The organism is Cellulophaga sp., assembly GCF_039943695.1.
Taxonomy (GTDB): Bacteria; Bacteroidota; Bacteroidia; order Flavobacteriales; family Flavobacteriaceae; genus Cellulophaga.
Map to the genome: position 1 here is coordinate 18030 of NZ_JBDVAA010000007.1, position 14055 is coordinate 32084.

The 14055-nt window shown below is 32.0% G+C and carries 9 protein-coding genes; 3 read left to right on the forward strand and 6 right to left on the reverse strand.

Features of this window, described 5'->3' with window-relative positions; all coding sequences use genetic code 11:
* Positions 1-82: 82 nt before the first annotated feature.
* Positions 83-1216 carry an FAD-dependent monooxygenase gene (locus ABJD66_RS00585; protein WP_348127042.1) on the forward strand — a complete coding sequence of 378 codons (1134 nt, stop codon included), beginning with the start codon at positions 83-85 and terminating at the stop codon, positions 1214-1216.
* Positions 1217-1266: 50 nt separating this feature from the next.
* Complete coding sequence (locus ABJD66_RS00590) at positions 1267-1803, forward strand: 1-acyl-sn-glycerol-3-phosphate acyltransferase (protein WP_198519470.1); 537 nt, start codon at positions 1267-1269, stop codon at positions 1801-1803.
* Between the two features lie 119 nt (positions 1804-1922).
* Here the strand turns inward: ABJD66_RS00590 and ABJD66_RS00595 are convergent, their stop codons facing one another.
* The 6 genes from ABJD66_RS00595 to ABJD66_RS00620 form a co-directional block, all read right to left on the reverse strand.
* Positions 1923-4394: a T9SS type A sorting domain-containing protein gene (locus tag ABJD66_RS00595; RefSeq protein WP_348127045.1), complete on the reverse strand. Its 2472-nt coding sequence runs from the start codon at positions 4392-4394 to the stop codon at positions 1923-1925.
* 212 nt (positions 4395-4606) lie between these two features.
* Entirely contained in the window at positions 4607-5320 is a 714-nt protein-coding gene (locus ABJD66_RS00600; RefSeq protein ID WP_100896281.1) for a YebC/PmpR family DNA-binding transcriptional regulator, read from the reverse strand.
* 164 nt (positions 5321-5484) lie between these two features.
* Complete coding sequence (locus ABJD66_RS00605) at positions 5485-5934, reverse strand: protein-disulfide reductase DsbD domain-containing protein (protein WP_348127049.1); 450 nt, start codon at positions 5932-5934, stop codon at positions 5485-5487.
* 46 nt (positions 5935-5980) lie between these two features.
* Complete coding sequence (locus ABJD66_RS00610; protein ID WP_348127061.1) at positions 5981-7933, reverse strand: cytochrome c biogenesis protein CcdA; 1953 nt, start codon at positions 7931-7933, stop codon at positions 5981-5983.
* 260 nt (positions 7934-8193) lie between these two features.
* Positions 8194-9573, reverse strand: coding sequence for a TlpA disulfide reductase family protein (locus ABJD66_RS00615; protein ID WP_348127052.1), 1380 nt, complete (start codon positions 9571-9573; stop codon positions 8194-8196).
* Between the two features lie 19 nt (positions 9574-9592).
* The gene (locus tag ABJD66_RS00620) at positions 9593-12394 is read right to left on the reverse strand and encodes an insulinase family protein (protein ID WP_348127054.1); all 2802 of its coding nucleotides are present in this window, start codon (positions 12392-12394) and stop codon (positions 9593-9595) included.
* A gap of 438 nt (positions 12395-12832) precedes the next feature.
* Between ABJD66_RS00620 and ABJD66_RS00625 the strand changes: the two genes are divergently transcribed.
* Positions 12833-14055 (forward strand): GMC family oxidoreductase (locus ABJD66_RS00625; RefSeq protein ID WP_348127057.1); only part of this gene is annotated, 1223 nt, incomplete at its 3' end.

A 14055-nucleotide genomic window follows, 5' to 3' on the forward strand; every position in this document is an offset into this window, starting at 1 on the left:
ATAATTTTAAAAAAGCCGAAAGTGTGTATGCACTTTCGGCTTTTTTTGTAGTAATTTTATAAATAACTATAAATAAAATAAAATGTACGCTATAATAGGTGCTGGTATTGGAGGTTTAACAACGGCTTTGGCTTTTAAAAAGTTAGGTATACCGTATCATTTATACGAAAAAGCAGAAAGTATTAATGCTATTGGAGCAGGAATATGGTTGGCTCCAAATGCACTAAAAGTGTATGAGTGGTTGGGTATTTTAGATCAGATTAAAGATGCAGGTAACTCTATAGATCGTATAACAATAGCAACAGCAGATTTAAAACCACTTACAGACAGTAGACAAGATGAAGCTAAAGAGGAGTATGGTTATTCTACTATTGCTATACATAGGGCAGAATTGCAAAAAGTACTGGCTAAAAATGTAGCTAATTCTAATATTAGCTGGGGGAAAGGTCTAGAGAGTTACACAGAAACTAATAAAGGAGTAGAACTTCAGTTTTTAGATGCTACTACAACTACGGTAGATTTTGTAATTGCAGCAGACGGTATAAACTCTGTAATACGTAAACAACTATTTCCAGAAAGTAAAATTAGATACAGCGGACAAACCTGTTGGCGCGGCGTTACAGAGTATAAATTGCCAGAAGAATTTAATCATCGTGGTTTAGAAATATGGGGAAAAGAAACAAGGTTTGGTATATCTAAGCTTTCTAAAGATAAAACTTCGTGGTTTGCGGTAGTTAAGAGTAAGCCATTTTTAACGGATGATAGAGAGACTTTAAAAGAGGATTTACTTAAAAAGTATAATGATTATACAACTGTAGTTAAAGATTTAATTGAGAATACAGAAACAAGTAATATCCTTAGAAATGACATTATAGATCTTAAACCAATTAAAAAATGGTATTCAGATAAGGTATGTTTGTTAGGTGATGCTGGCCACGCTACAACGCCAAATATGGGGCAGGGTGGTGCGCAAGCAATTGAAGACGCCTATTTTTTAGCTAAAATTATTGCTGAAAATAAAACGAAAAATGCATTTGAAGAATTTCAAAAAGTACGTTATAAAAAAGTTTCTTCTATTGTAAACCAGTCTTGGATAACAGGTAAAATAGCACATTTAGGCTTTGGATCTATAATTAGGAATATGGTTTTTAAAAACCTTCCTAAATCTTTAATTGATAAAAAAATGCATTACGTTTATAAATTAGATAACGAGTAGTGTATTTTTGCGGTAGAAAAAGAGATAAATTTTAAGAAGAGAGATTGATGATGCACGCAATAGCTAAATTTATATATTTTAAAATAATGGGGTGGACTCTAAATGGGTCTTTTCCAAAAATTGATAAATGTGTTGTAATAGTTGTACCACACACTAGCAATTTAGATTTTTTCTTAGGCTTGCTTATACGTAGAGTTCTTAATGAAGAGTTTAATTTTGTTGGAAAAAAAAGCTTGTTTAAATGGCCTTATGGTTGGTATTTTAGATGGCAAGGTGGTATGCCAATAGACCGTACAAAGAGTAATAATTTTGTTGATGCTTGTGCAGACTTGATAAAAAACACTAGCAAAATACATTTAACCTTAGCGCCAGAAGGTACACGTAGTAAAGTTTCTAAATGGAAAACAGGGTTTTATTACATTGCAAAACAAGCAAATGTACCTGTAGTTATGGTGGCATTTGATTATGGTAAAAAAGAAATAAAAATATCAGAAGCTCTAGGTACTACAGATAATACAGAATTAGATTTTAAAACCTACGAAGCTTTTTTTGAAGGAGTAGAAGGCAGGGTTAAAAATAATATGTAGTTTTTGTATTGATAATAAAATAAGTAAAGCTGAACAATTTAAAATTGTTCAGCTTTTTTAATATGTTTAATTTATTTAGCGTAAAAATTATAAATAAAATTAGATTTTATATAATTCATCTATTTAATTAAAAAACGAATTGTTTCATTATCAATAGATAAAATATAAACACCTTTTTTTAAGTTACTTACATCTAAAGATGTTATATCTTCTGCAACAGCAATACTTCCGTTTATAACAGCTATTCCGGTTGAGTTATAGATATTGAATAAGTGTTCTTTTTTTGATAATCCAGTTATATATAAAATATTATCTACAGGATTTGGGTGTATAGTTAGCTTTTTAGGAGTACTACTTTCTAATTCTAAATTACCTCCAGTATTAATTAAACTTCTGGTGTTAGGCAATACAACTTCGGCTTTTTGAAAACCTGTACCCTGAGAACCAGCTAAAACATAGGGTTTGTTTTCGTTTGATACGTCTATGGCATTAAATAAAGGGTAAGCAGCGCCATTATTTTGTTTAGTCCACGTAGCGCCGGCATTGTTAGAAAACCATATACCATTACTTCCGTTAAGTAATCCTCCAGAACCAATGGCACTTGAAGATGTAGCATAAATAATATTTGAGTTTTTTGGCATAATAGCTACTTTTCTCATATACTTATCCGTAAGAATTTTTTCCCAGCTGTTTCCTTTATTTTTACTACGGTATAAACCTCTGTTTTCTCCAAAACCTGTTACTACAACATATACCCAATTTGCATTGTTTGGATCTGTAACAATATCACTAATCCCTTTATATGATTTAATTCTAATGTCTAAATCATTATTATTATTACTTGGTAAATCACTTAATTGATTTACTTTCTGCCAATTGTCCCCACCGTTTGTAGACCTCCATAAACCTTTAGTGCCTCCTGCATAAACAATGTTACCGTTAAAGTTATCTACTTGGGTATGATTGCAAAATTTTCCTTGTAATACTCTAGACCAATTATTTCCGTCATCTTTACTTCTATATACATCTCCATTAGCTGTTACATAAAGGGTTCTATTGCTAACGGGGCTTTTTGTATTAATAGAAAGGCCATTTACATATTTTTTAGATAAAATTCCTTTATTTTTTTCTACCCAACTAGACCTTTCTCCTTTGTTTGTGCTTTTAAGTATGTAACCTTCTTTACAAGTAACCCAAACAACATTAGACCTAGAAGGGTCTGATGCAATAGAATGAAAGTTTCCACCTCTTCCATTTCCCCAACCGTATTTTGCGTCGTCAGTGTTACAGTTCTCCCAAGTTTTTCCTTTGTTTAAGCTTCTCCATATACCCATATCAGCAAGTGCTAGGTAAATTAAATTTGGGTCTTTTTTACTTATTTCTGCATCTATATTAACCAAATTGTCTACCCCAGTACTTTGCCAATCTTTAGCTCCTTCTTTATTACTGTGCATTACAGTAAATTTTTTACCTCCGTCTTTGGATCCCAATACCCATTGCGAATTTGTCCAGTATAAGTTATTTGGATTAGACGGGTCTTGTGCTATTGTTCTACTATACCCATCGCCAATACTGCCGTAAGTACCTTGTGTATTTCCTTGAGATGCTGTTTCCCAAGTTGATACATCTCCTAGTTTTGTGAAATTTGTACCCTTATTTTGTGAGACCCAAGTTCCCGAACGAGGATTCCAAGTGGCAGTAGCCCTAGTGTCTATAGTTGTAACATTAGAATTTATTGGATTAATTAATATAATACCTCCTCTTTCTTGTATTTGAAACCAAGAGTTACCGCCATTAGTACTTTTATAAAGCTTACTATCTAAACCTTCTGTCCAGAATTTATTACTACAGTCAGCTTTTACAGCAGTAAGGTATTGTGTATTAGGATTATTTGGGTCAATTGCAAAATCTGCTACTTCTGTAAATCCTCCAAAATTATTGTTTGCAGTTATGTTTTTCCAATTTTTACCTCCATTGGTACTTTTATAAACATCTGCTACAGCACATACAGGTCTTCCTTTTCCTGTTATAACGTACACTTCATTTGCTTTTTTAGGATTTACTACAACTTTAATTATTCTAGTATTAGGTAAATCTACATCTACTCTTTTCCAAGTATTTCCTTCATTAACAGTACGCCAAATTTCTGCATTTAAAGTGTTCCAGTTTCCTTGATGTCTTGCAGCATAACCTATAGATGGGTTATTGGTGCCAAACTCAATATCACTTATATATCCTTTGTTACCATCAGGTAGCACAACTCTCCAAGAATCTCCTCCGTTTGTAGTTTTGTAAAGTCCGTTACTGGCCACAAACATTACATTACCTTTAGTTTTATGAAATCCCATACCAGATATATGAGTTCCACTAATTCCTCTAGAGTTACCACAAACGTCCCAAGTTTTTCCTCCATCTTTGCTTCTATAAGCTCCACTTAAATCACTTCCGGCTAATACAATGCCAGATTTGCTTACTCCAATAGACCCAAACCAACCACCACCTCCGGGGTTTGTTCTTTGCCAATTATGGTTTTGTGAGTTTAAAATAATTGAAGTAAGTAACAGCCAAAAAAAAGTAATACATTTTTTCATTTTTAAAAATTAATAGGTTAATATAAAATCATAGTAGGTTATTAAACCTGTTGTAAATGTATTAATTTTCTTACAAAAAATGTATTTAGATGTAATTTAATATTTTATTAATTAAGCTGCATTAGCTCATAGGTAGTTGCTAATGTGGTTGTTTGATATAAAAAAGCCTCCAAAATAATATTTTGAAGGCCTTTTGTATTGTATTTAATATATTATTCTTGCATAGAATGATAAACGTTTTGTACGTCATCATCTTCTTCTAATTTTTCTAAAAGCTTTTCTACTTCTGCAACGTGCTCTTCATTATCAAGAGCTTTTGTTACTTGTGGTATACGCTCAAAACCTGAAGATAATATTTCTAACTCTCTAGATTCTAATTCTTTTTGTATGGCACCAAAACTTTCAAAAGGAGCATATATTAAAATGCCATCATCATCTACAAAGACTTCTTCTGCACCAAAATCTATTAACTCTAATTCTAGTTCTTCTGGGTCTAAACCTTCAGCAGGTATTCTAAAGTTACAAGTATGGTCAAACATAAATTCTACAGAACCAGAAGTACCTAAATTACCGTTGCATTTATTAAAGTAACTACGTACGTTAGCAACAGTTCTTGTATTGTTGTCTGTAGCTGTTTCTACTAAAATAGCAATACCGTGTGGTGCATATCCTTCAAAAAGAACTTCTTTAAAGTCTCCTAAACTTTTGTCTGATGCTCTTTTAATAGCACGCTCTACGTTATCTTTAGGCATATTTACAGACTTTGCGTTCTGGATAATAGCCCTTAAGCGAGAGTTAGAATCTGGATCTGGACCACCTTCTTTAACTGCCATTACAATGTCTTTACCAATACGAGTAAATGCTTTAGACATTGCAGACCAACGCTTCATTTTACGTGCCTTTCTAAACTCAAACGCTCTTCCCATAAATTAAAATGCTATAAAAATTAGTATAAAAGCAAATTTAAGAAATTTTAAGACCGTAGCAAATGATGGTTAATCTTTTAGCCAACTAAATTGAGTTTTTTGTAAAAAAAAAGAGAGTAGCCAATTGGCTACTCTCTTTTTAAAAGTTATTTGTGAATTATTTTTTACTGTATTACAAAATCTAAATCTACGTAAGTAGGAGGTAAGCATCTAGTGTCGTCACAAACCATAAATTCTACTTCTGCAATAACATTTGTTTTTCCTGGTTTTGCTAATTTAACACGTTGTGTAAATTTTGCTTTACTTTCAAAATATGTAATTTTCATATCAAACATTTTGTCATCTACAGTATGTCCTTTTTCTTCTATTGTTTTTCCAGATAGTTTATAGTTACTACCTTCTTCAAAAATAAAAGTAGTGGCTATTGGCCCGCCTTCAGGAACATTTTGAGAATATAAATGCCAACCAGCATCTATTGTTGCGGTAGCAATTAAATCGTACTCTGTTGAAGATATTTTTTTTACTGATGTTGTCCATTTTACTGGCTCTAATATTTGTCCATAAGAACTTATACTAATCATTAAAACTACGGCTGCTAAAATGTATTTTTTCATTGTATTTTTTTAAGGTTATACTTTAGGTTTGCAAAATGCATACCAATTATTTTTTAGATTTAAAATTACCAACTCCTTCTTTTAGCCAGTTGTGATACTCAGTTACATCTGGTGTATAAGCAACTGGGGCATTTAAATTTTCTTCATCATGGTCTATAAGAACGTAATATGGTTGGGCGTTTGTGCCATAACGTATTTGTTGTAACTCACTCCATTGCTGACCAGTATAACGTAGCTTTTTTCCAGGGCGTAATTTAGAGTCAGGAGCTTCGCCTTCAAACTTAATTTTTTCATCAACATATAAAGAAATCAAAATAACATCATTCTTTAAAACATCTAATACGTTGTCTTTTACCCAAACGTTTTGTTCCATTTTTCTACAGTTTACACAAGCGTGACCTGTAAAATCTATCATAACGGGCTTGTTTACTTTTTTAGCATAAGCTAATCCTTTTTCATAGTCATTAAAAGCAAGTATGTTATGGGGCGCCATTAAATGTGCACCTTCCGGTATTTCTTGAGTATGTGTAGCTGCGCCACCACCATTTTGCATATTACCAACACCGTAAGGAGACTCACTATAATGTTGTGGTGGGGGAAAAGCACTAATTAAGTTTAATGGAGCTCCCCATAAACCAGGTATCATATAAATTGTGAATGCCAATGTTACCAAACCTAAACTTAATCTACCTACAGAAATATGTTTTAAAGGCGAATCATGTGGTAATTGTAATTTTCCAAATAAATATAAAGTTAAGGCTCCAAAAACAGCTATCCATATTGCTATAAATACTTCACGCTCTAATAAATGCATTTGTAAAACCATATCTGCATTAGATAAAAATTTAAATGCTAATGCAAGTTCTAAAAACCCTAAAACAACTTTTACAGAGTTTAACCAGCCACCAGATTTAGGTAAAGAGTTTAACCAACCAGGGAAAGCTGCAAATAACGCAAATGGCAATGCAATTGCTAAAGAGAAACCAAACATACCTACAATTGGCCCTATTTGGCTACCACCAGAAGCGGCTTGTACTAACAATGTACCAACAATTGGACCTGTACAAGAGAACGAAACTATAGCTAAAGCAAGAGCCATAAAGAAAATACCAACCAAACCACCACGGTCTGCTTGTTTGTCTACTTTATTTGCCCATGAGTTTGGTAGCATAATTTCAAAAGCTCCAAGGAATGATGCTGCAAATACTAATAATAGTAAAAAGAAAATAACATTAAACCATACATTGGTAGAAAGCGCATTTAATGCATCTGCACCAAAAACTGCACTAACTATAATACCTAATAAAAGGTATATTATAATAATTGAAAGGCCATAAATAACTGCATTACGTATACCTTTAGCTTTAGTTTTACTTTGTTTTGTAAAGAAACTAACTGTCATAGGTATCATAGGAAATACACACGGAGTTAGCAAGGCTGCAAACCCAGATAAAAATGCTAAAAAGAATATAGAAAATAACCCCTTTTTAGAACTATCTTTTTCTTTAGATTCTTTACTAGTATTAGCTTCGTCTTTTTTAGCTTCTGTTGTTGCAGGAGTTTTTTCTGTTTTTATATTAAATACAATGTCTTTGTAAGTTGGAGGTAAGCATTTAGAGTCATTACAAACCATATAACTTACTTCTCCGTTTACAATAGATAACTCTTTGTTAACAAGTTTTATACGTTGTTTAAATGTTGCAGAGTTTTCAAAATATTTAACCATCATATTATCAAAAGCAGGTTCTGGAGCAGAATGTCCTTCTTCTTCAGTTGGTGAGTCTACTAATGTATAGTCCTCACTTTCTGCAAAAGTAAATTCAGTAGCCACGGGTCCGCCTTCTTCTAAATGTTGAGAATACAAATGCCAAGAACCATCTATAGTAGCTTTTACTACTAAGTCGTATTCTGTTTCTGAAATTTTTTCTACAGATGTAGACCAACTAACAGGATCTAGTATCTGTGCTTTTACATTACTACTAAAAATAGTAGTAAAAATAACTAGGAGAAAATAAAAAGTACGTTTGTTCAAAATATAATATTTATGGATATATAATTTAAGACGTAAAAATAACAAAGAACCCTTACTTTAATGTTGTTAAATTTGGTTAATATTTTAAAGTTAAGTTTACGCTTTGTTAATATAAGAGTAGATTACAAGTGGTTTGGGTGACAAAAAAATAAAAATATATAATAAAAAAAATCATCTTGATAATTTACCAAGATGATTTTTATTTTTAAAGTGTATAGTTTACTGTATTACAACAGGCTATTTAAAACTTCTTTTAACTTAGGGTCAGATGGTCTAGGAGCATTTGCATTTACAATATTACCTTCTGTATCTAATAAAATAAATTTAGGAATACCTTGTATAACGTAGTCTTGTATAAAGTTAGATTCAAAATTATTATCGGCGATTAGTTGTATACCACCTAATTCTTTGTCAACAACCATTTGTTTCCATTTATTATAAGCATCTGGTCTATCTACAGAAATACTTACAAACTCTATGTTTTTACCGTGGTATGCTTTTTCTGTTTCTTTTAAAGCAGGGATTTCTGCTAAACAAGGTCCGCACCACGTAGCCCAAACATCTATATATACATATTTTCCTTTTAAGTCTTCTAAAGATGTTTTGCCACCAGCGTGGTTTTCATAACCAACAAACTTAGGAGAAGGATTGCCTTTTTCTACAGCTTTTAATTTAGTGTAATACTCTTTTATTGTTTTTTTCTGATCTTCATCTGTAGATGCTGCCATAAAAGTAGTGTAATACTCATCTAGTTTTTCTGTAACTGTAATTCCAAAAACAGATTCTTTTAATAAACCATTTCTAATAACCTCTGACTCTATAGGTGCAATTGTTTTTAACATAGCAAGGTCATAAGACATAGAATCTTTCTCTGCTTTTTCTCCTGCAATTTTGCCATAGTGTGCACCTACTAAAGATTTGTAAGAAGTAGAGTTATTAAAATCTTCTTTGTTAGTTAAGTCAACAGCATTTAACTCAGTTAAAAAGTTTTCAGAAACTTTAAAGTCAGGCTTTTGAGCATAGTGCTGGTGATAACTTTCATAATTAGATAAGTTTAGTAGGTAGCTATAATTAGCATCTTTTTTTTGTGCCGTTTTAAAACTTTCTGATAACCCTTTGGTACTATCAATTAATGAGTTAATAGCATTTTTTTGATTAGTCATTCTCTCTTTAAAAGCTACTTCTTCTAAAGTATAAGGGTTGTCTCCTCCTCTAAAACTAGCTTCTTTTTCGCTTTTGCTCTTAAAGAAATTATTTTCTGCAGAACCATTACCTGTAATAGTTACACTCTTATTAAAATTATTAGCATCTGCATTAACAGCTAAATTAAAACCTTCTTCTAAGTAAAGATTAGTTCTATTTTTATCGTTAACTAATGCATACTGACCCTTAGGTGATTGTATAGTATCTGTAAAAGTACCATCTGCAGCTATTGTTAAAGTATCTATAGCACTCCTGTCTTTATAGCTTGCAATTAATAATTCTGTGTTACTTGCATTGGTAATTTTTCCGCTAACAATAGCATAATCTATTGGGGCAGGTTTTTCTGTTTTGCAGGCTGCTAAGCTAATTACAGCAAGACTTAATGTATATAATGATTTTTTCATAAATAGTTATTTGGTATTATTATGATTTTGGTTTAAACGCAATCTCGTAAGTTTTTGCGCCTTTTAATAATGTTTTAGTAAATTTTTGAACATCCTTAGCTGTAATTGAGTTTACAATGTTTTCAAAATTCTTAGGATCGTTCATATTATAACCTTCCAAAACATAATTTTGTAATAGGCTCATATCATACCTATTATAATCTTTAGATTCTTTACGTTCTTTTATAAAGTTGGTTAAGGTTTTGTCTAAGTCTACTTGGTTAATTTTACCATCAGCAACTTTTTTAATTTCAGTATGTACAATTTTAATTAGTTGGTCTACTTTGTCAGGATTACAATCAAAACTAACTGAAATAGAACCTTCAGATACAGGTCTTTTACTAAAGCTAGCACCTGCTCTTGGAGAGTATGCACCACCTTCTGCTTCCCTAACGGTTTCTGTAATTCTTAACTGTAAAATATCTCCTAAAGCACTAGCTAAAATAGCATTTTTTATGCTGTATTTCATTTTGTTTTTGTACCCAATTCTAATAGAACCTTTTTTGTCTTCCATTTTTAAGAAGATATCTTTGTCTATACTATTGTTTACCCAAACATTAGGATCTACTTTGTAATTTTCTCTTGTTGTACTGGCAGAAATACTAGCAATATACTTAGTTAATAGCGGCTTTAAAGCATCTTTTTGAATATCGCCAACGATAAAGAAAGTAAAATCAGCAGCATTTTTAAATCTATCTAAGTAAACAGATTTCATTTTATTAAACGTAACATCTTCCATATAAGCTTTGTCCATAAGACGAACTTTAGGATTGTTATTACCGTATAAAGTTACGGTAACGCTATCTTGCATTTTAGAATTTATGTCTTTGCTTTTACGTGCCAAATAGTTGGTAATGTTACCTTGTAAAACTTTGTACGCATCTTCATCAAACCTTGGTTTTTCAAAACGTAAATAAACCATTTGTAGCATAGTCTCTACATCTTTAGTTGTAGAAGAACCACTAATGCTTTCTGATAAGCTAGATAAGTTAACACTTGTACTAGCTGTTTTACCTGCAAGTACTTTTGGCAATTCTGTAGCAGAAAAACTTCCTAAACCAGACATTTGTACTATGTTCCCCATAATATTTGCAGACGGTAAATCCTCTGTATTTAATAAAGATGTACCACCATAACTAGTGGCAGTTAGTTTAACGTCATTTTTATTTTTGTCTGCAAATTTGTAATACACTTTAGCACCGTTGCTTAATGTAAATATTGTAGCTCCTGTATTTTTATTTTCTTCTTCAGATACAATACTACCCGCTTTAATATCTACACCAGAGATTAATGTTTTGCCACTAAACTTATCAGTATAAGCAGTTAACTCATTATTATTTTCTGAAGCAGCAATAATAGCCAATCCTTCTTCTTTTGTAAGATTGTTTTTTCCTTTAACACCAGTAACACTTAGCGTTCTGTTTTCTTTGGTGTATAGGGCTTTAAAAGTATTATTAAAATCTTCTTTAGTAACAGATGCAAATATTGCTGGTACAATTTTATATTCTTCTGCAATAGGGGTAATAGTTTCTTTAGATAAATAATTTGCCTTTATAGCATTTATTAATTGTCCGTGAGACGTATCATCTTCTTTACTAATTGCATTTTCATAATAGTTAACGTATTGTTTTTTTATACGATCTATTTCTCCTTTTGTAAAACCAAATTTTAAAGCTCTATTAACTTCGTTCATTACTTCAGCAAAAGCATTTTGTTGCTGTCCTGGTTTAGGAGTAATATCAATTGAAAAGTCGTTATTTAATTTAGCTTTTTCTCCAAATTTTACTCTAGCAGCTAAAAAGGTAGCATTTGGTTGTTGCTGTATTTCATTAAGTCTTGTAGAGACCATAGATGTAGCCATACCTCTTAAAAGAGATGTTTTTAAATCTCCAATAGTTTGCTCTTTTATTTTTTTAGGGTGATTAATACTAAAACTTATACCAGCTGTAGAAACTTCTTCATCCATAGCTATATTGTATAGCATTTCTTTATTGCCTGGAATTTCTACATAAAAACGTTCTCTAGGGTTTTTAACAGCAGGTATTTTAGAAAACTTATCTTTAATTTTTTGCTCAATTTCATCTACGTTAATATCACCAACAATTGCAATAGCTTGCAAGTCTGTACGGTACCAATCGTGGTAAAAATCTCGTAAAGCTTTGTATTCAAAATTCTCTACAACGTCCATTAAACCAATTGGTAGTCTATTAGAGTATTTGGAGTTGTTAAACATAACAGGTAATGATTGTTGTAAAATCCTCATTCTACCATTTTGGCGTGTTCTCCATTCTTCTTTAATAACACCACGCTCTGCATCTATTTCTTCATCAGTAAGTAATAGGTAATTAGACCAATCATGTAATACTAATAAACAAGTATCAATTAAACCATCTTTAGTAGGTATGTTATCCATATTATAAACAGTCTCATCAAAACCTGTGTAAGCATTAATGTCTCTTCCAAATACAGCACCGTGTTTTTGTAAGGTGTTTAAAATTCCCTTGCCAGCAAAGTTTTTTGTGCCATTAAAGGCCATATGTTCTAAAAAGTGAGCTAAACCTTGTTGGTTATCTTTTTCTAAAACAGATCCTACATTTTGTATAATATAGTAACTGGCAACGTCTTTGGTTACATCTGTACTGTATATATAATAGGTCATTCCATTAGGTAAAACACCTTTTTTAAATTTAGTGTTTACAGGCAATGGTTGGTTTAAATCTAGCTGTTGGGCACTTAACCCAATGCAAAGAAATAAACTAAGTAATGTTGTAATTTTTTTCATTCTTTAAATTTGTTAGTTTTTAATGAGTATTTAATAAAAGACGTTAAAACAAAGTGTAACCCTTATAATTATTTTGTTAAATAAACTATAAAAGGTTAGTGTTCCTATTCCTAACTTGTTACAAAATGTGTTGTCTTTTTTTTAAGTTGACTAATATTATAGGTACTGTTTGGGACTATAACTCTAAATTTATGCTGCAGAAATTGTAAGTTGCTAATGCTTTTTATTTTTTTACGCTAGTCGATGATAATTTGTTATCCGTCTATAAATACACAAAGATTTACTCGTATTAACATATTTTTAAATTGTATTAGAATTAAAAATTCTAAATTAGTGACTTCAGTTTTTTGAAGATTACCAAACAAAAAATAAAATTAAAGGGCTTAATTAGCCACTTTGATTATTGCAATTAACCAAATTAACTCAAATAAAAATAATATGCAGATAATAGAATCTTCAACTATGTATGACGTTATCATAGTTGGTTCTGGTGCTGGTGGAGGTATGGCAACCAAAGTTTTGTCTGAAGCCGGACTTAAAGTTGCTGTAGTAGAAGCAGGTCCGTTTTTTGATCCTAAAGACCCTAAACAACAAACACAATTTAAATGGCCTTATGAGTCTCCACGTAGAGGAGCAAATACCGTTAGAGATTTTGGAGAGTTTGATATGGCTCTTGGAGGATGGGATATAGAAGGAGAACCTTACACACAAAAAAACGGTTCTAAATTTGCGTGGTTTAGATCTAGAATGTTAGGTGGTAGAACCAACCACTGGGGACGTATTTCTTTACGTTTTAGCGAAAGAGATTTTAAACATAAAGATGTAGATGGTTTAGGAGATAATTGGCCAATTGGTTATGATGATGTTAAACCGTATTACGATAAAGTAGATAAGTTAATTGGTGTTTTTGGCTCTAAAGAAGGTTTGGTAAACGAGCCAGACGGATTCTTTTTACCTGCACCAAAACCTAGGTTACACGAGTTGTATTATATGGATGGAGCCAAAAAAACGGGTGTTCCTGTAATTCCTGCTCGTATGTCTATGGTAACTAAAAAAGTAAACAAAGATCGTGGCGTATGTGTATACTGTGGTCAATGTGGTAGATCTTGCCAGTACTATGCAGATTTCTCTTCTGGAAGTTGTTTAATTTTTCCGGCCCAAAATAATGGCGGACAAATAGATTTGTTTGTAAACTCTATGGTTAGAGAGGTTACTACCAATGATGAGGGTAAAGCAACCGGTGTATTATATATTAATAAAGAAGATCGTAAGGAGTATAGATTAAAAGGTAAGGTTGTAGTAATGGCTGCTTCTGCTTGTAGTTCTGCTCGTATTCTTTTAAATTCTAAAAGTGAACAACACCCTGCCGGTTTAGGTAATAGCAGCGGTTTAATAGGTAAATATCTCCATGATTCTACCGGTGCCAGTAGAGGTGGTTTTATACCAGCTATGATGGACCGTAAAATGTATAACGAAGACGGAGTAGGTGGTATGCACGTATATTCGCCATGGTGGTTAGATAATAAAAAATTAGATTTCCCTAGAGGTTACCACATAGAGGTTTGGGGAGGTATGGGTATGCCTAATTATGGTTTTGGCTTTAACCCAAATAGTTTTAATGAGTACTTTGGAGAAAAAGTAGGTGGCTATGGTAATAGTTT